The 18,891-nt window shown below is 56.2% G+C and carries 17 protein-coding genes and 1 pseudogene; 10 read left to right on the top strand and 8 right to left on the bottom strand.

Translation table 11 applies throughout. From position 1 onward, the window contains the following. Window positions 1-17 precede the first annotated feature (17 nt). Window positions 18-683, top strand: coding sequence for a helix-turn-helix domain-containing protein (locus ACL2XM_RS05090; RefSeq protein WP_410014585.1), 666 nt, complete (start codon window positions 18-20; stop codon window positions 681-683). 537 nt (window positions 684-1,220) lie between these two features. Here the strand turns inward: ACL2XM_RS05090 and ACL2XM_RS05085 are convergent. Continuing rightward, complete coding sequence (locus tag ACL2XM_RS05085; protein ID WP_413732546.1) at window positions 1,221-1,928, bottom strand: hypothetical protein; 708 nt, start codon at window positions 1,926-1,928, stop codon at window positions 1,221-1,223. A 673-nt stretch (window positions 1,929-2,601) separates the two neighbouring features. On the opposite strand from ACL2XM_RS05085, the pseudogene ACL2XM_RS05080 reads away from it, so the two are divergent. The 3 genes and pseudogenes from ACL2XM_RS05080 to ACL2XM_RS05070 all read left to right on the top strand — a co-directional run. Further along, window positions 2,602-2,694, top strand: a pseudogene (locus ACL2XM_RS05080) (hypothetical protein); the annotation flags it as partial. A gap of 16 nt (window positions 2,695-2,710) precedes the next feature. Next, complete coding sequence (locus ACL2XM_RS05075; protein WP_413723553.1) at window positions 2,711-2,860, top strand: hypothetical protein; 150 nt, start codon at window positions 2,711-2,713, stop codon at window positions 2,858-2,860. Window positions 2,861-2,957: 97 nt separating this feature from the next. Continuing rightward, window positions 2,958-3,860: a LysR family transcriptional regulator gene (locus ACL2XM_RS05070; protein WP_413723126.1), complete on the top strand. Its 903-nt coding sequence runs from the start codon at window positions 2,958-2,960 to the stop codon at window positions 3,858-3,860. On the opposite strand, the gene mdtH is transcribed toward ACL2XM_RS05070, so the two are convergent. From mdtH to ACL2XM_RS05040, 6 genes are all read right to left on the bottom strand, one after another. Continuing rightward, complete coding sequence (gene mdtH / locus ACL2XM_RS05065; RefSeq protein WP_410014582.1) at window positions 3,817-5,028, bottom strand: multidrug efflux MFS transporter MdtH; 1,212 nt, start codon at window positions 5,026-5,028, stop codon at window positions 3,817-3,819. The two genes, ACL2XM_RS05070 and mdtH, sit on opposite strands and share 44 nt — an antisense overlap. Before the next feature lie 78 nt (window positions 5,029-5,106). Beyond that, complete coding sequence (speB, locus tag ACL2XM_RS05060; RefSeq protein ID WP_410014581.1) at window positions 5,107-6,147, bottom strand: agmatinase; 1,041 nt, start codon at window positions 6,145-6,147, stop codon at window positions 5,107-5,109. Between the two features lie 84 nt (window positions 6,148-6,231). Next, window positions 6,232-6,999: an ABC transporter ATP-binding protein gene (locus ACL2XM_RS05055; RefSeq protein ID WP_410014580.1), complete on the bottom strand. Its 768-nt coding sequence runs from the start codon at window positions 6,997-6,999 to the stop codon at window positions 6,232-6,234. Between the two features lie 28 nt (window positions 7,000-7,027). Next, window positions 7,028-7,741, bottom strand: coding sequence for an ABC transporter permease (locus ACL2XM_RS05050; RefSeq protein ID WP_413732545.1), 714 nt, complete (start codon window positions 7,739-7,741; stop codon window positions 7,028-7,030). Beyond that, window positions 7,738-8,424, bottom strand: a complete 687-nt coding sequence (locus tag ACL2XM_RS05045; RefSeq protein ID WP_410016789.1) for an ABC transporter permease — start codon at window positions 8,422-8,424, stop codon at window positions 7,738-7,740. Before ACL2XM_RS05045 ends, ACL2XM_RS05050 begins: the two co-directional genes overlap by 4 nt. Window positions 8,425-8,451: 27 nt before the next feature. Continuing rightward, window positions 8,452-9,195 carry a transporter substrate-binding domain-containing protein gene (locus ACL2XM_RS05040; protein WP_413729903.1) on the bottom strand — a complete coding sequence of 248 codons (744 nt, stop codon included), beginning with the start codon at window positions 9,193-9,195 and terminating at the stop codon, window positions 8,452-8,454. A gap of 635 nt (window positions 9,196-9,830) precedes the next feature. Here ACL2XM_RS05040 and ACL2XM_RS05035 point away from each other — a divergent pair. From ACL2XM_RS05035 to ACL2XM_RS05010, 6 genes are all read left to right on the top strand, one after another. Continuing rightward, window positions 9,831-10,907 carry a LacI family DNA-binding transcriptional regulator gene (locus ACL2XM_RS05035; RefSeq protein ID WP_410014577.1) on the top strand — a complete coding sequence of 359 codons (1,077 nt, stop codon included), beginning with the start codon at window positions 9,831-9,833 and terminating at the stop codon, window positions 10,905-10,907. An 84-nt stretch (window positions 10,908-10,991) separates the two neighbouring features. After that, a complete protein-coding gene (locus tag ACL2XM_RS05030; protein ID WP_410014576.1) occupies window positions 10,992-11,942 on the top strand; it encodes an ABC transporter substrate-binding protein in 951 nt (316 codons plus the stop codon). A gap of 60 nt (window positions 11,943-12,002) precedes the next feature. Then, a complete protein-coding gene (locus ACL2XM_RS05025) occupies window positions 12,003-13,532 on the top strand; it encodes a sugar ABC transporter ATP-binding protein (protein WP_410014575.1) in 1,530 nt (509 codons plus the stop codon). A gap of 1 nt (window position 13,533) precedes the next feature. Further along, window positions 13,534-14,553 carry an ABC transporter permease subunit gene (locus tag ACL2XM_RS05020; protein WP_410014574.1) on the top strand — a complete coding sequence of 340 codons (1,020 nt, stop codon included), beginning with the start codon at window positions 13,534-13,536 and terminating at the stop codon, window positions 14,551-14,553. Between the two features lie 75 nt (window positions 14,554-14,628). Continuing rightward, entirely contained in the window at window positions 14,629-15,996 is a 1,368-nt protein-coding gene (locus ACL2XM_RS05015; RefSeq protein ID WP_410014573.1) for a hypothetical protein, read from the top strand. Further along, window positions 15,996-16,922, top strand: a complete 927-nt coding sequence (locus tag ACL2XM_RS05010) for a carbohydrate kinase family protein (protein WP_410014572.1) — start codon at window positions 15,996-15,998, stop codon at window positions 16,920-16,922. The genes ACL2XM_RS05015 and ACL2XM_RS05010 overlap by 1 nt, the downstream gene beginning before the upstream one ends. Window positions 16,923-17,132: 210 nt before the next feature. Here the strand turns inward: ACL2XM_RS05010 and ACL2XM_RS05005 are convergent, their stop codons facing one another. Beyond that, the gene (locus ACL2XM_RS05005) at window positions 17,133-18,341 is read right to left on the bottom strand and encodes an aldose 1-epimerase family protein (protein ID WP_413732544.1); all 1,209 of its coding nucleotides are present in this window, start codon (window positions 18,339-18,341) and stop codon (window positions 17,133-17,135) included. Window positions 18,342-18,891 lie beyond the last annotated feature (550 nt).

Below are 18,891 nucleotides of genomic sequence, written 5' to 3'. Positions count from 1 at the left end.
GTATTCCGGAGCGGGCGATGGAGAATAATAGCTACAGTAAAACGGCAGGCATAAGGACCGCGTTGACCACCGAGCAGGATTTCGGCAAACGGATTAAGGCCATGCGGGTGGAACGGCGCTGGACGCTGGAACAGGTGGCGAAAAACTGCGGAGTGTCCATCTCGACGCTGTCAAAGATAGAAAATGGCCAGGTATCGGCCTCCTTCGACACCATCACCAAAATTGCCAACGCCTTCGATTTGTCCTTCAGCGATTTGTTCAGGCAGAACGCGTCGTCCGCAGCAAATGCCCGTCCGCCGGTGGCGGGCCGCCGGACCGTCACCCGCGCGGGAGAAGGATTGGTATTTACCAACGCGCATTACATCTACAATGTGCACGCCGAGGAACTGACCCATAAGGGCATGATCCCAATAGTCATGCAGATTACCGCACGCGAAGCGCCGCCGCAGGACCAATGGTCCTGCCATGAAGGCGAAGAATTTATCTACGCGATCAGCGGGACAACCATTTTGCATACCGCCTGGTATGCCCCGCTTTGCTTATTGCCCGGCGACAGCGCCTACATTGATAGTTCGATGCCGCACGCCTTTGTGACGCAGGGAGAACAAGATGCGTCCATTCTGTCCATTTGCCTTACCGATAAACTGGACTTTGAGCAACATGCAAGCGCCGCGCCGTTATAGCCATTGCGGAACAGCCCATTCCGCACCCGCAAGCCATTGCGCCTATTGGTTTGGCCAACGACGGGCCAGAACAGGTTCCTGCCGGTAAGCCCATCATGATTGCGGACCTTACGTCAGTTCACCAACCAGGACGGTTAGCAACCCGGCCAACGGTAATGAGCGCTTCTGTCGCTGTGTACCACGGGCCTGTCATTATCAGCGAGACACTGTTGAATAAATCGGAATGCAGGCATTTTGGTGTGCAATAAAAAATTAACGATTAAAATTAAATATAAAAACATTTCAAATATTGTCACAAAAAAAATTATTCAGTAATGACCATGTTATAAAGGAAGAAAATATAGCAGTCTGATATTTTAAAAATCCCGATATGTACTGGCGTGAATACTAAAAAAATAATACTTACTCAGGCCCTGAACATACCGAGAGATCGATTATGCTGTACGCCACCGAACTTATTCAAACAGGATTTTATCTCAGCGTTTAACTATCATCATTCAATTGACAGTGATTGTTTGCGAATGCACTATCCCGCGCCTACTTTTCTGCCCCGTCCTGCAACTCAGATCGCGCCACCATGTTGCGGGCGGAATCCGCTGCGGCCTGGACTTGCGAACGCTGGGTGATCAATGAGGACTCAGTCTGTGAGGCCCGTTCTGATGCATTGCTGCGGGCGGAGTCCGCTGCGGCCTGGACCTGCGAACGCTGGTTGCTCAATGAGGACTCAGCCTTTAAGGCGCGCTCTGATGCATTGCTGCGGGCGGAGTCCGCTGCGGCCTGGACCTGCGAACGCTGGTTGCTCAATGAGGACTCAGCCTTTGAGGCGCGCTCTGATGCATTGCTGCGGGCGGAGTCCGCTGCGGCCTGGGCCTGCGAACGCTGACTGCCGAATGAGGACTCAGCCTTTGAGGCGCGTTCTGATGCATTGCTGCGGGCGGAGTCCGCTGCGGCCTGGGCCTGCGAACGCTGACTGCCGAATGAGGACTCAGCCTTTGAGGCGCGCTCTGATGCATTGCTGCGGGCGGAGTCCGCTGCGGCCTGGGCCTGCGAACGCTGACTGCCGAATGAGGACTCAGCCTTTGAGGCGCGTTCTGCGGCATTGCTGCGGGCGGAGTCCGCTGCACTGCGAGCCGAATTACGGGCAGAGTCCGCAGCGGCTCTGGCCGAGCTGGCATCATGCGCCATTGCGGTGCTGACACAACCCGTAACTAGGATAAAACTCAAAAAAAAATGTTTCATATTCATGATGTAATTCCTATGTTATTCGTTTCAGAAACGTCCATCGATAATATAATCCGTAACTGGATTTCTATTATTTATGGTTAGCGATCATGGCAAGGTCTTTATGCCATGGCAGCCATTAAAACAGCAAAAAATAATTTCTACATTTGGAATAATCCTAAATAGTAACCTAGGGTTACTATTTTTTAAAACAGTATTCATAAAATAAAAAATTAATTAAATTGTCATGAAACCGCAATCTATTCTCCGGTATAGCAGGACTTTTCATCGTAAGCGATGAGATGGTCTTCCCCCTTCTTCACGACAGCATCCATTTCCGCCATGATGGATAAACTTTAATCAGAAGAAAAAGTAAAAGGTATACGAAAGCAAACCTGTCACTATCATTATGACTGCCGTCTTGCAATACGGGGGAAGACCCTATACGTACGCCCAGCGCCGTCTGTTGATTACCCGTCAAGTTGTTGAAAATGATGTCCAGGGTTCGGGGTTCAACCCAAAATCCCCGCGACGCAGAACGCTGAGCTGTTGGCTAACCGAGCTTCCTGCGTATTACCCAGGTACAGGCGATGATTTTCCGCATCAAACGCAGTGGCGAATAAATGCCCGGTCCCGGCGCCTGCCAGCACATTGATAAGCCGCATTCTTTTGGTGAAGTGCTGCCGGCATCAGCCGGGTGGCGCACCGTTTTAAACGGCGCGGGGCGTGGCGGATTACCTTCGTCATGTTCCTGATTACCGTTGGCGTTTCTACCTTGGGCAAGGGGGAAGAGACCTTGGATTTTTATGCTATTCTTATCCCCCGGCTGTTCAGTCTGGGCTATAACAGTGGTCGCGTGCGCCGGAGCCGGTATTTCGCTAACCCAGGATATCGGTCTGCGGCTGGTGATGTGCGTGGTGCTGTCCGCCATTGGCCAGGTCAGGCCAGTGCGTTGAGACCCATAAGGGTCCTGAAAGGCATAGGCGCCGGGAAAACGGGCCGAATGGCAACATGCCCGGAACGGTTACCCGTTCCGGGCTAAGGAGTACCGTGATGGATGATAAAGACTGGCTGATTATTCGTACCGTTTATGAATTAAAAAACGTTACCCGCGCCGCCCAATTACTTAATACGTCCCAGCCGGCGCTCAGTTACCGTCTCAAGCAGATTGAGAAAAAGCTGGATGTGCAGCTTTTCGACATGAGCCACAAAAGCCTCACGTTTACTCTGCAAGGAGAACAAATCGCGCACTATGCGGTTAAGGTATTGCAGGACTACCGGGATATGAAAGAAAATTTGCAGCAATGCGGTGACCGGCTGCGCGGAGAAATACGCATTGGCGCTTCCAGCAATTATGCCGCCTACCGGCTGCCAAAGCTGCTGCAAGACTTCATCGCCCAGCATCCCCAGGTGGCGGTGAATGTCACCACCGGCCTGAGTCTGGAAATTTTCCACCAGCTTCAGCGCAATGACGTGCATCTGGCGCTGGTTAAAGACGATCTCAACTGGAAAGAGGGCAAACACATGGTGGATGAAAATTATTTTTTTATCGTTTACCATCGCCCGGTCGACCTGGCGGATCTGCCTCATCTGCCGCAGATCCGCATCAGCCACGGTCCCTATATCAGTACCCTGCTCGATCGCTGGTGGAACGCCAGTTTCTCTGCCCCGCCGCGGGTGGCCATGACGGTGGACAAACTGGAAGTCTGCCTGGAAATGGTCAAACACGGACTGGGTTATGCCATTTTATCCAACTACCTTCCCTTCGATGCCGCGTTGCACCCCTGCCCCATATTCGACGAAGATAATAAGCCGATCACCAATCACACCTGGCTGCTGTACCGGCATCATGCCCTGCACACGCCGCGCCTGGCGCGCTTTATCCAGCTGCTGTCCGCCCCGGCGCCCGCGGCTACAGGCTGCGCAACCTGGCAATTTGCGTCGGATGGTTCCTGAACTGCATATAAAGCGCAACCAGAGTGACCAGACCGATAGCGCCCAGTATCAGCCAGGGCAACGCAGGCGTGGCGGTACGCGTGCCGAAATCATACAGCCAGCCGCCGCCGCTATAGCCAAGGGCCCCGCCGACCGCCGCGCCCATGCGGCTAAAGCCCATGTAGCTGCCTCTGGCGCGATAATCAGACAGCTCCGCGCCCAGCGTTTCGCGCGCCGGTTCGGCGATAAGCGAGCCAAGATAAAACAAGATGACCAGGCTGAACAACACCATAAGCCGGTCCACATACCCGACCAATACCAGGCTGGCGGCCATTAATGCCAGGCCGAAGATCAGCCGTTGCTCCAGACGGAAACGGCGTTCGCTCCAGCGCGCCAATGGATAAAGCAGCAGGAGGGCCATCACCGCGTCAATGGAGTACATCCAGCCCACCGCCGCCGGCGAACCGGCCACCGCCTGTACTGCGATGGGCAACATCAGCATCACCTGCACGTTGAGCGTGTAATAACCGGTCAGGATCATGACATAACGGCGAAACGGCTTGTCGTTAAATGCCCGCGCCATGCCCGACAGAATGGGCGCACGGACGCTGGAAAGCTTGTAATCAGGTAGCTTCCAGGCATTCCAGCCGGCAGCCAGGATAAACATGGCCATACCCGCGAAACAAACGCTTTGGAAGTCATAGGCCATTAATAACCAGCTGCCCAACAGCGCGCCCAGCACCCGGAAAGCGCTGTCTTCAACCATCAGGATCGAGTAAAAGCGCCCGCGCTCGTTGGGGCGTACCAGTTTTATCACCAGCGCCGATCGGCAAGGAGAGAACAGCATGCCGCCAATGGCCGCAAGCGTACAGGCCATCATCAAAATCCAGCCACGATCGGCAAAACCCATCAGGCCCATGCCGGCGGCGCGCAGCAACATGCCGATCACCAGCATCGGTTTAGCGCCAAAATAGTCGGCAATGGCGCCGCCGAGAATACTGGTGCCCGACTGGATAAACTGCCAAATACCCAGCGACACCCCGACTATAACCGCCGGCCAGCCCAATTGTTCGACAAAATGCACCGATAACAGGGGAAAAACCGCCGAAAAGCCCAGTTCCAGCAGCATATTATCAAGGAGTAAAAAGCGCTTTCCTGCACGACGTGCCCGCGCGGTAACTGGAAGCATAAAGTGCCCGTATGAAAAAATCATCCCTATAACAGCCGGTAACCGCGCCTTAGCGTGCGGGAACCAGCCTCATTATTCTCAGCGTTTGGCCAGCGCGATAAGACAAAGCTCGGTGAACAGCACCTGAGCTGTGATTTGTGCGGTGTTCGAGGTGGCATCGTACTGAGGCGCCACTTCCACGACGTCTGCGCCGACGATATTCATGCCGGCCATCGAACGCAGGATTTGTTGTACCTCGCGCGGCGTCAGGCCGCCAACTTCGGGCGTCCCTGTGCCCGGGGCGTAACCGGGGTCAACCGAATCAATATCAAAGGAGATATACACCGGACGATCGCCTATCACTCCTTTGATTTTCTCGATGGCATAGGCGGTGCCTTTTTCCAGGATATCTTCACCATAAATTACGGTCATGCCGGACTCGAGGGAAAACTCGCCGTGGTAGGTGCCGCCGCCGCGGATACCGATTTGCACGCATCGCTCCGGGTCCAGCACGCCGTCCAGCACCGCCTGGCGGAACGGTCCGCCGTGGTGGTATTTCGTGCCGTAAGCACCGGACGTATCGCAGTGGGCATCAAAATGCACACAGGCTACCGGCTGCTTTTTACCTACCGCTCGCAGAATGGAATAGGTAATGGAATGATCGCCGCCGACGGTAAGCGGAACCACTCCCGCATCCATCACGCGCAGATAATAGTTTTCAATATCCTGGTGACATTGTTCCAGGCTGCGCGGATTGGTGAAGGCCACATCCCCAACGTCCATCACCTTGAGTACGCCGGCCGGGGCAATATTCAGAATGCGATCGTAAGGCCCTACGCGGCTGACCGAGCGCACCGCCTGCGGACCAAAACGGCAGCCGGGACGGTCGCCGGCGCCCAGATCCATGGGAACGCCGATGATAGCGACATCCAGGCCGGCGAACTGTTGCTGGTAAGCGCCTGCGTCATAGGCCAGGTTGAGGAAGGTCGCCGGGTCGGCCAACGGCCACCGGCTGTGGCCGGGAGCGCGACTGGCCTCCAGCACTTTTCCCGCGGCGGCGAAATCCGGATTATAAATTTTGCCGTCTTCAATATGATTGCCAAATTTTTCGATCAGTTGTGTCAATTTTTCCTGGTTCATAACAGCCTCTTTCGGGATATACCGACGCAGGGGTGTCGCCAGCCCTACGCCAAACAGATGTTTACACGCCCCGTGGGTGACGCGTTATTTCAAATTACCGCTGAGAAAACATTGCAGCCGTTCGCTTTGGGGATGGGTCAGCACTTCCTGTGGCCGTCCCTGCTCTTCAATTTTTCCCTGGTGCAGGAACAACACCTGGTTTGAGACATGCCGGGCAAAGCCCATCTCATGGGTGACGACGATCATGGTGCGGCCTTCCTCCGCCAACAGTTGCATGACCTTGAGCACCTCACCCACCAATTCCGGGTCCAGGGCGGAGGTTGGCTCGTCAAACAGCATAATGTCGGGTTCCATGGCCAGCGCCCGGGCAATGGCCACGCGCTGCTGTTGGCCGCCGGATAAATGCGAAGGATATTTGTTGGCCATTTGCATCGGTAAGCCCACTTTATCCAGATAAAGTTTAGCCCGTTCATAGGCATCCTTTTTTTGCATACCCAGAACATTGACGGGGGCGAGCATAATATTTTCCAGCGCGGTAAGATGGTTCCATAAATTAAAATGCTGGAACACCATGCTCAGGCGAGTACGGATCTTTTGCAGTATTTTGCCGTCGGCGACTTGCATCCGGCCTTGACGGTCTTTAATTGTTTTTATCAATTTACCGTCAAAAAATATCGCACCGTCATCCGGCCGCTCTAAAAAATTAATACAACGCAGTAGCGTACTTTTGCCCGAACCGCTGGCGCCGATCAGACTGACGACATCACCGGCCTTGGCGCGCAGTGATACGCCACGCAATACCAGATTATCGCCATAACTTTTACTAAAATTATCAACAAAGAGCTTTTCCAATGCCTTGTCCTGTCAAAATAAAAATGTTTTATGTATTCATCGGGCGCATAAATGCCAGCCAGCGACGCTCACCCAGGCGGAATAATGTAATCAGGGCGCATGAAGCCATTAAATAAATCAGTGCCGCAATGCCATAAGCCTGAAAGGACATATACGTCTCAGCATTGACATCCCCCGCCACTTTCAGCACATCAGGCACCGTGGCCGTAAAGGCTATGGCCGTCGCGTGTAACATCAGGATGACTTCATTACTGTAGTAAGGTAAAGCGCGCCGCAGCGCGGAGGGTAAAATAATGGTTCGGTACAGCATATGCCGGCTCATGCCAAATGCCCGCGCCGCTTCAATCTCACCTGGGGAAATAGAGCGGATGGCTCCGGCAAATACTTCTGTGGTAAATGCCGTGGTATTTAAGCCCAGCGCCAGTATGGCGCAATAAAAACCATTGCGGAAAAAGTCATTTAACAGCGGTTGATCGTGCACCCATTGCAAACTGTAGACGCCGGTGTAAATAATCAACAGTTGAATATACAGCGGCGTGCCGCGAAAAACATAGGTAAAACACCATACCGGCACTGAGAAAAATTTTATTTTTGAGGCACGCATAATAGATAATGGTAGCGAAAATGAAAACCCCATCAGCAGCGAGGCAACCAATAACCAGAGGGTTATTACCAAACCGGAATATTGGTAGCCATCATGCCAGATATAGGCTTTCCAATAAGTTTGCAGAATTTCAATCATAATCCCGCCTCCCTCACGCCAAGCTCATAACGTTTACTCAAGAGCGCAATCACCACGCCGGATATGCTGGTGACCAGTAAATAGAACAACGCGGCAATCACCAGATAGAAAAAGAGTTGCCCAGATCCTTTACCGACCTCCTGGGCCGCTTTGGTAATATCCGACAGGCCGATTATCGATACCAATGCGGTGGCCTTGACCAGAATAAGCCAGTTATTGCTTAACCCGGGCAGGGCAAAACGCATCATCTGGGGAAACATAATCAAACGAAAACTCTGCCAGCCACCCATGCCGAATGCCTTGGCCGCCTCCATTTGGCCGGCAGGCACCGCCATAATGGAACCGCGAAAGGTCTCGGTGAAATAGGCGCCATAGATAAAACCCAGGGTAATCACGCCGGCGCCAAAGGGATTAATATCGATCTGTTGCCAGCCTAAGGCGTCGGTGGCGTTATTAAGCCCCATTTGCAGGCTGTAAAATACCAGCAGCATAATGGCCAAATCAGGGATACTACGAATGACCGTGGTGTAGAGAGTGGCAATACCGCGCAAGACCAGGCTACCGGATAACTTGGCTACCGCGCCCGCCAGTCCGAGCAGCATTGCCACCGCCAGTGAAGCCAGGGATAGACGGACGGTCATGCCGATACCGGCGAGCAACATATCGCTATAGCCCTGTGGGATCATAAATACCTCGTTTCGCCGGTAATGTTATTGGCCGTAAATATCGATGCTGGGCGGAAAGTATTTGCGGGCTATTTTCTGATAGGTGCCGTCGGCATGCAGTTCCTTTAACGCCTGGTTAATATTGTCGGCCAGCTGTTGGTTATTTTTGTCGACGGCGATAGCCGATTCACCGGTGCCCAGCAGCGGATCCTCGATGGCGTTGCCGGCAAAGCGATAGCCTTTTCCCTTATCCGTGGACAAGAAGCCCAGTTCCCCCTGCACTTCACCGGTAAGCACGGCATCCAGCCGGCCGGAACGAAGGTCGCTATAGGCCAGATCCTGATTGCTATAAGAGATCACTTTTACTCCCGCCGGCGCCCACACTTTTTTAGCAAAAGATTCTACGTTGGTGCCCTGCTCGACACCGACGCTTTTACCGGCCAGACTCGCGGTATCCGAACTGAATCCGGCATCGTCCCTGGCAATAAGACGCGAATGCCCGACATGGACTTTATTGGTGAATAAAAGCTGCTTTTTACGCGCTTCGGTAACGCCGATAGAAGCGAGAATTGCGTCAAATTTTCGCGATTTTAAGGCCGGGATCATGGTAGATATTTCCGTTTCCACCCACTGGCACTTTTTTTGCAATTTGGCGCAGATGGCATTGCCCAGCTCTATTTCGAAACCGGTCATCTGACCGTCGCTGCCGCGATACTCAAAGGGCGCGTAGCCTAATGCCGTGCCGAATCTCAGGATATTATTATCTTGCGCCCAGACAGAGGCGCTCAACAGCGAACACATTAATACTAGTAAAGCGCCTGTGTGTTTCTTACCCGAAAAATTCATAATGCCTCAACCTTTATATTTAATGAGTAATAAAAAACAGCATATAATTTAATTTACCATGCGCTTCGAGCACGGTTAAATATTGCAATCACTATGCCAGCTTTTTTATTTTATAAAATTAAACAAAAACGCTTACTTAACCCTATGAATTATCATTGATTTAAATTAATAAATTAAATTTTCCATGCAACCAATGTTACGATGAATAAAATCTTTTTATTACTGATTTCTTTTTACTATAAAAGAATTTTATTATAAAAATCACCTCCACGACCGCCTGCACTTAATATGTGCGCACCTGCACTTAAATAGCGCCGCTTTTGGTTAATTTTATTTTTAACTTTTTCAAATAACACCATTTCCTTAGCGTTGCGGTGGGTAGCTCACCGCTCGCGGCGCGGATACGCGCCTGGACCACAGTATCCTAAGGCAGTCGTGGCCGTCACATCGCGTTACCCTGGGTAAAAAAGCGCCGAAAACGAGATTTTGCTCACTGAAAACGGCTAACTAAACGTTTAGCTTAACAACATAAACGTTTAGGTCGGTGTGAAAACGGCCATTGAGACCAGAAAATGCCCATGCGAAAAGTCACTATGCGGGACATCAGCCAAGCCACGGGTTTATCCATGTTTACGGTATCCAAGGCGCTTAACGGCGGTGAAGGCGTGTCGGAGGAGAGCCGCAACATGATCCTGCGGACGGCGCGGGAACTGGGTTATGTTCCCAATCGGGCGGCGCAGGAATTGCGCCGGTCCAGCCGGGATTCGGTGGCGGTGATCACCGCCCACGCGTCAAACTCTTATTACCTCAACCTGATGTCCGGCATCCAGCAAACGCTGCGGCCCTCGAACTGGACGGTGGTGGTGGGCGATGTCGCGGTGGACGGCGTGTACGATCCCTGCCTTGAAGACCGGATGATCAAGCGGCTTATCGAGTCGCGCATGGCCGGCGTGATTGCCACGCTGACGCTGAGCCCCGACAACATCAGGCTGCTGGAAACATGGGGGATCCCCATCGTTTTTGTTGACTCGGCCCCCCTGGGTGAAAACAGCCATCCCAGCGTCACCACCGATAACTATAACGCCAGCCTGCTGGTGGGAGACCATCTGGCCGGGCACGGCTATCGCGAATGGCTGTTCCTGATCTATCCGGAAAAATGGACCACGCGCTTTGAGCGCGAACGCGGCATACGCGAAGCGGCCCGCCGCCATGACGCCCGGCTGGTGGTGCTGGAAACCGATAACGACACGCACTCGGCATATGCCATGCTCGGACAGTACCTGGAACAAACCGCGCGGCTGCCGGACGTGCTGATTGCCGGCAACAACCCCTTGCTGCTGGGGGCGTTAAAACTCCTGCAGGACCGCCGGATCGCCATTCCCGCCGACATGGCGCTGGTCGGCTATGACGAATTCGACTGGGCGCCGCTGCTTAACCCACCGCTTACCACCCTGAACGAACACAGCGAAGAGATCGGCCGGCGCGCGGCCGAAATGCTGGTGGCGCTGATCGGTGAGCAAACCGGGCCGCAAAACGCGACGCCCTTGCCCGTATTCCGGCGCGAGTATCAACAGCAGGTACCGGCGGAGCTTATCGTCCGCCAGTCCTGCGGCTGCGGTTTTCCCGCCGCGTCCAAAAAGAAAGAAGAGTCGTAACCGGGCAACGCCTTTGCAGGATGTCCCGGCGCGCTGTACCTACACCTGTGCTATCCAACAATACGTGAAGTGAAGGGGAATCGAATGAAAATAATCCATAAAACATGTCTGTCCGTGGCCGTCGCCGCCGTGGTCGCCGCCACGCTCAGCCTGGCGCCCGCGGTCCAGGCGCAGGCCGCGCCGAAAAAGATCGCCCGCATCGGGTTAATGGTCCAGGACATGTCGAATCCATTTTTTTCCGCCATGACCAAAGGCGGCAAAAAAATGGCCGGCGAGATCGGCGCGACGCTGAACGTCCAGGACGCCCAGCTGGATTTGTCCAACCAGAATACCCAGATCGACGCTTTTATTCAGCAGGGGGTGGATCTGATCGTGATTTCCGCTGTGGATGAATCCGGTATCGAGCCGGCTATCGAACGGGCCAAAGCCGCCGGCATCATTGTGATTGCAGTGGATACCCCGGCCAAAGGGGCGGACGCCGCCGTTATGACCAACGCCGTGCAGGCCGGGGAAAAGTCCTGTGACTACTTATTTACCCAAATGGGCGGCAAGGGGGAAGTCCTGCTGGTGGACGGTACGCCTATCCAGACCATTATAGATCGCATTAAGGGCTGTAAAAACGTCGCCCAAAAATACCCCGGCATCAAGATTGTCGGGCAACAGTCTTCCCGCAACGACCGGGCCTCCGGACTGGCGGTGACCACCGATATGCTGACCGCCCACCCCGACGTCACCGGTATTTTCGGCATGAACGACCCCTCAGCCCTGGGCGCCGTGCTGGCGGTGGAACAGGCGGGCAAGGCGGGAGGTATTAAGGTCACAGGCGTCGACGGCAGCCCGGAGGCAGTGGACGAGCTCAAGCGATCAGGCTCGCCCTTTATCGGCACCGCCACGCAGAATCCGGGGGAAATGGTGCACCAGGCCATTAAGATTGCCCAGGATATCGCGGCTGGCAAACCGGTTGCCGCGCGCACCGTTCTTATTCCCAGCGTGCTGGTCACGCGCGACAACGTGGCCGGCTACCCGGGCTGGTAAGCGGCGAAAAATCAACACGGGCGGGATGGGCGACGCGGCCTATTCCGCAGGGTGAGGACGATGGCTGACAGAACGGCACACCCCCTTTTACAGCTTGAGGGGATCTCGAAACGCTATGGCGCCACGCTGGCGCTAAATGATGTCCGCTTCGAATTGCGGGCCGGGGAAGTCCACGCCCTGATGGGCGAGAACGGCGCGGGCAAGTCGACGCTGATGAAGATCCTGGCCGGCAATGTGGCGCGCGATAGCGGTCGCATCCTGATCGACGGTAATGCTATCGCTATCCGATCGCCGCGTGATGCGCGCAGCAACGGCATCGCCATCATCCACCAGGAGCTTAACACGGTGCCGGATATGACGGTGGCCGAAAACCTGGCGCTGGGCCAGGAGCCACTGACCCGCCTGGGGTGGCTGGATCGGGAACGGATGTACCGGGAGGCACGGCAAAAACTGGAGCGCATCCAGGCGGATATTGATCCCCGCCAGCCGCTCGGTGCGCTGAGCATCGGCCGGCAGCAGATGGTGGAGATTGCCCGCGCCGTCAGCGAGGATGCGCGCGTCCTGGTGCTTGACGAGCCGACGGCCGCCCTGTCCCGCACTGAAGCGCAGGCGCTCTACGGTATCATTAACCAAATGAGCCGCGCGGGCGTGGGCATGATTTACATCTCGCATCGTATGGAGGAAGTCTGGCAGTTGGCGCATCGCGTCACGGTGTTTCGCGACGGCGGCTGGGTGGGCACCCGGGACATGCGCGATATCTCTCCCGCCGAGGTGGTGCGCATGATGGTGGGGCGGCAAATCATTGATCTTTATCAACATGACGCCCGCGTGCCCGGGAAAGTCCTGCTGGGTGTGACCGGCCTGGCGGGAGATAAGGTCGGTCCGGTGACTTTTCAGGTACGGGCCGGTGAGGTGGTGTGCATGGCCGGGCTTATCGGCTCGGGGCGGACCGAAATCGGCCGACTGCTGTTCGGCGCCGACCCGCGCACGGCGGGTACGGTGCGTCTGGCGGGACAGGAAAGCGCCCCCGCCGATCCAACCGCCGCGATTGCTGATGGGATCGGCATGGTATCCGAGGATCGCAAGGCGCAGGGGCTGTTTCTGGACCATTCCGTTGAGCGCAATATCGCGCTCAGCTCGCTTGACCGCTACGTCACCGCCGGCGTGATCAGGCAGGGCGCCGTGCGCGCCGCCGTTACCCAACAGATGACCCGGCTGCGGCTGCGGCTCAACGCACTCGACCTGCCGGTAAAGGACTTATCCGGCGGCAACCAGCAAAAGGCGGCGCTGGCGCGCTGGCTGCTGCGCGATTCCCGGCTGCTGATCCTTGACGAGCCCACCCGCGGGGTCGACATCGGGGCCAAGCGGGAAATTTATGAGCTTATCGATCAGCTGGCCCGGGCCGGAAAAGCGGTGCTGGTGATTTCATCCGATTTACCCGAAGCCATCGGTATCAGCGATCGGCTTCTCGTGATGCGTAACGGACGCATCGTCCATGAAATGTCCTCGGCAACGGCGACGGAAGAGATCGTGATGCTTCACGCCACGGGGACGTTTGCCGGTCAGCCGGAAGAAAGTGAAGGTGGGTAATATGAACAAAGAGAATCCTGTTTCCGCAACGCCGGCCGCCCGGGCGCCGTTTGATTTTGCCCGCTGGTGGGATCGGGTGGGAATTCTGATGGTGTTGCTGGCGCTGGTGCTACTGATGTCGCTGTTCGCCCCGAATTTCAATCGGGTGGACAATCTGCTGAATATCGCCCGCTCCATATCCGTGAACGCGATCCTGGCGGCGGGACTGACTTTTGTGATCCTGACCGGCGGGATTGATTTGTCCGTCGGCTCTATTGTCGCCGTCTCAGGCGTAGTGTCCGTGGTGGCGGCCATGGCCGGCTGGCCGGCGCCGGTGGCGATTCTCGCCGGCACCCTCGCCGGAGCCGCCTGCGGGCTTATCAACGGCACGCTGACGGCCTACCTGTCGCTGGCGCCGTTTATTGTTACCCTGGGCACCATGACATTTTTACGCGGACTGGCCTACACCATCACCGAAGGCCAGCCCATTGTGTCAAGCAGCCTGAGCTTTCGCGAACTTGGCAACGGCTACCTGGCCGGCATCCCGATCCCGGTGATCATCATGGCCGTGGTGTATGTGCTGGCGTGGTTTATCCTGGAGCGCACCCGCTACGGGCGCCACCTGTACGCGGTGGGCGGCAATGCCCAGGCGGCCCGCCTGGCCGGGGTGCGAGTCAATCGCATTACCACCTCCGTGTATGTTATTGCCGGCATCTGCTCGGGCCTGGCGGGCATTATCTTTGCGGCGCGGGTTATCTCGGCCCAGCCCACGGCGGGCACCGGTTATGAACTGGACGCCATCGCCGCGGTGGTGCTGGGGGGCACCAGCCTGTCGGGCGGACGCGGACGAATTATCGGCACGCTGATCGGCTCCATTATTCTTGGCGTGCTGAGCACCGGGCTTATCCTCCTCAGCGTCCCCTTCTTCACCCAACTGCTGATCAAAGGAATCGTTATTATCCTGGCGGTGGCCATCGACGGGCTTAAACAGCGCCCGGAGCTGTTCACCTTCTGGCGCCGGCAAAAAACCCCGCCGTCATAACGCCGCCTGGATGTTCCCTTACTCAGTCCGCTGTCGCGGCAGCGGACCCTATGCCTCTTGTTATGGAGACCCTGCATGTCAGATACCATTACCGTCACGGATCCGCTTTCCGGGCAGCGGGTGCATGAACCCGTGATATTCGCCATCGAACGGGATGTTGCCGGCGACCTGTGGCTGGCCGCCACCGACAGTGGCGAGCCGGTGCTCTGCCAGCGGCTCGCCGCCGGTTCAGGCCATGGCCGCACCCGCTTTATCGCTACCGTCAGCTTTACCGGCCGGCTTCGTTTCACCCTCGAGCGGCCCTGTACGGTGGTGGAAGCCGCGCGGTTCGGCGGTATTCAGCCACTGCCCGGCAAAGAAATCGACTGCTTCGCGCGCCTCGATACCGGCGCCTTCGATCTTGAACTGTGCCGCGGCACCGCCCAGGGGGCGGGTTCATCGAAGTGGGGCATCCGCCATTTCCGCGCCGCCGGGGATGGTTTTGAGCTGCTGCCGTCCGGGAATAACGCCATCGGCGGATTCTATGGCCCCTTTTTCACTCCGGAAAACGGGCTGATCAACCCCCCCGAACATACCACGGTGGCCATTGAAACCGTGGAATGCGGACCGGTACTGCATCATTACCGCATGCATGGGGTGATCCCCGACGGTCTGCTGCCGGAATTACGCGGCAAGCGCTTTAGCATCGACTGGCAATTTTTTTATAAAACACCCTTCTTTCAGCGCCGCTACCGGGTCGATAGCTTCCAGACCGAGATCAACGGCCGCTCGGTAACCGATAAAATCACTGTCGGCGATGAGTTTGAAGGCGGCCCGGGACAGCTGGTATTTGATCGCTTCGCCGCCTACGGTGGAACGCGCTATCGCGCCGGCGATCCCTACGCCGGGGAACTGGTGGCGATGGTGGCCGATACGGTGGCCAACTCAGCGAATCACAGCCCGAAATTTGAAGAGTTCCGCGCCCGGCTGGCGGATATGGCGTCGGCCCACTGGGATCTCTACTGGCGCCTGTTCTGCGCCTGGGAAAACGTGCTCGACGAAGACGAACTGCGGGACAGGCTGGCCCGGGTAAGAGCCCGCGCGCACGTCAGCGCCGATCTGAATGACCGCCCCTGGGTCTTGACGGACCAGGCGGTGGATGTCTCCGCCATGGCGCATGAAACGATTTTCCCGGGACCGGCCAGCAAAACGGTGGAATACCACCAGGACGCGGGCCGCGCCATGGTCTGGTGGACTTCACGCCCCTCCGGCGCCTTTCAAATTGTGCAGCGCCGCCAGTCCGGCTGGGTGAACTGGGGCAGCAACGGCGAGAATGAATGCCCGGAACTGCCGACCGGGGTGGCGATCAAAACCGCTTACGGTCATTTCGCCGCATGCTGGATGCAAGTTGCCGACCAGCTTGAAACACCGCCGGTGGTCACGGTGGGTGAAGGAGAACGCTGATGATTTTATGTTGCGGCGAAGCGCTGATAGATATGTTGCCCCGCGTTACCGCGGGCGGGGAAGCCGCCTTTCTTCCCTGCCCCGGCGGCGCGGCGTTCAATACCGCGATAGCCCTTGGGCGGCTCGGGGTGCCGACGGGGTTGTTCTCCGGTCTGTCATCCGATTTTATGGGCGGGATACTGCGCGACGCCCTGTCGCGCGCCAATGTCGATGGCACGCATGCGGCCTGCTCCGCGCTCCCGACCACGCTGGCGTTTGCGCAATTGGTTGAGGGCCAGGCGCGCTATACCTTCTATGACGAGAATACCGCGGGCCGCATGCTGACGGAAAGCGATCTGCCGGCCACGCAAGAGGCGACCGCCCTGCTGTTCGGTGGCATTAGCCTGATCGCCGAGCCTTGCGGCAGCGTCTATGAAGCCCTGATGGCGCGTGACGCGCCGCAACGGGTGATGTTCCTCGACCCGAATATCCGCGCCAACTTCATCGCCGACCGGGAGACCTATCTTGCCCGCCTGCAACGCATGATGGCCCTGGCGGATATCGTCAAACTCTCCGACGAGGATTTAGCCTGGTTCGGGGAAAGCGGCAGCGACGAGGAGATTGCCGGCCGCTGGCTGGCGCGCGGTCCAAGCCTGATGGTCATCACCCGCGGCGCTGCCGGCGCCGACGCCTATTCGGCCGCCGCCAGGGTGCATATTCCGGGGGTCAAGGTGCCCGTGGTGGATACGGTGGGAGCCGGAGATACGGTAAATGCCGGGATACTGGCCAGCCTGCACGCCCAGGGGTTGCTGACCAAGGCGGCCATTGCCGGACTGAACGAGGAGCAGATGCGCGCCGCGCTGGCGCTCGGGGTTGGCGCGGCCGCGATTACCGTGTCGCGCGCGGGGGCGAATCCGCCTTGGGCTGATGAAGTTGTCGCGTGGTGAGACGGCGCCACGGGGAATGGCCCAGCGTGCGGGACGCATCGTGGCGCTGGCAGGAAAATGCCTCATCTTCGTTTAACCGACTTAGCATGCTGGCATGGCACGAAAAAATCATGCCCGGCCCCCTGATATGCCTGCTCCGCAAACGCTGATACCGCAATCCCTGTCATTGTGCTCCCGGATTTGGACTTCCGGGAGCATTAGCCTGGCGATTTACTCCTTCGCTATCGGCACTGCGTTTTCATCGATTTTGGTCTCGCCCTGAATAGCCGCAATCTTCTTCTCAACTTCTGCGACCTGCTCTTTGCCGTGCAGTAATGTATAGGTCAGATCAAACTGGGTGCTGGCTCCCGGCTGCAGTTGCTTAACGCGTTTTTGCTCACGCTCGATGGTGACCGGGTAAGCATAGCTGGTGCCTGGTTCGATACCCGTTACATACCCCTGTTTTACCGTATCGGTATTCTTCCATAACGTCAGCACGGGTAACTGACGGGTATCGAACTGGATGGATGCGCCCTGATCTCCCTCTTTGTTCACGACTGCCGCCAGTGATTGGTGGTTCTGGTCGGATAGCGGCCTGATGTTAAAGACCATTTCATCAAACCCTTTGGTCGGACCGGCAAAGGTTTGCCATGTCTTCAGTCCGTCTTTGGCATAATCGTTAAACGGACTGATACTGGCCATCGGCGCCAGGAAGCGCGCGCCGTTTTCCAGAATCGGCGCGCCGAAATTGCTGTGATAGATAATCTGGTAATCGTGGGGATAATCCGCATGGTTGGTTAAGACGTCATGCAGGCTGAAACTGTTGCTACCAGGCACATAGCGCAGTTCGGTCATGGTCTGCAAATCGGCTTTCTTGAAGGTGCTTTCTTTGATCAGGCCACGAATGTGAATTTCATAGGGCGCCGTATCCGCCACCTCCACTTCCACCTGTGAGGCCGGGGTGTTGCCCGCTTTACCATGCAGCGTGTAGATTTGACCGTCTGCGGTAACCGGATGACCGGTCCATTCATAGCCACAGCGGACTATCATTTCATTAAAACCTTCCAGCCAGCCCACCCCATTGCGGCTTTCCAGATTGATAAACGCCGGGTTGACCACCTCTTTGACGGGGGAATCCCAGCCCATTTTCGAACCGAAGCCTTCAACCCGCAGCAGGTTCATCCCGCGGGTTGGACTCAGGGTAATGGTGAGGCCATCTTTGCTGCTGATGACAATCACTTTGCTGCCTTCTTGTTTACCGCCGTGCAGCACTTTCTGTTCAATGCTGAACGTCTTATCCTTTACCTTCAGCTCTGTGCTTGAAATCTTCCAGTTTCCCTTTTCAGCGCCCACTTCAGCACTTGTCAGCACCCAGGTTTTAGCCGCGGCATGACCCGAAATCATGACTGCAAGTACCGTTAAAGCCAGTTTAGTTTTCATTTCTCTTCCCTTTTGCTGAATCGATTATTGTTTTGCCTAAGAAAATCTACTGGCAAGCAGGTTAAAGAAATGTGATGAGCTTCACCTGATAGAAAAGTGAACTAAAAATGCGATAAAAATGGGGTTCATATCGCAATAATAATGAAATAACATCGATGCATTACTTTATATTTGCGTTATACAACAACATTTGCTTTATCGTTTCAGCTAAATTATTACTGATGTGGCCCGGACGTGTGCGCCGGGTAGAAATGACGAGGCGTTAACCAAAAGCGGGTCAGGGATGGTTTAGGCTGAAACTGACGCACAGGTGTTTCTCCTCCCGGGAAAACTAACGGGCGCAAAGACTGGGAAGCCCGGCGCCGTTTTCCCCTGTCAGGCGCCCTTTTGTGCCGGCTGACGAATCGGGCTTTGATTCGCCAGCCGTAAGCCTTGTAGGCACAGGAACTTCTGTGAGGTTTATCGGCAATGCGGAAAAACAAGGTGCCATTTCTGGTCAGCCGATAAACGCAGCGCCAGGCCGCAGGTCTTGTCAGCCAGCATAAGCCGG

The sequence above is a fragment of the Sodalis sp. RH20 genome (assembly GCF_047324205.1).
Lineage (GTDB): Bacteria > Pseudomonadota > Gammaproteobacteria > Enterobacterales > Enterobacteriaceae > Acerihabitans.
The sequence above is the reverse complement of the archived record's forward strand: the minus strand, read 5'-3'. Positions and strand labels throughout refer to the sequence as shown.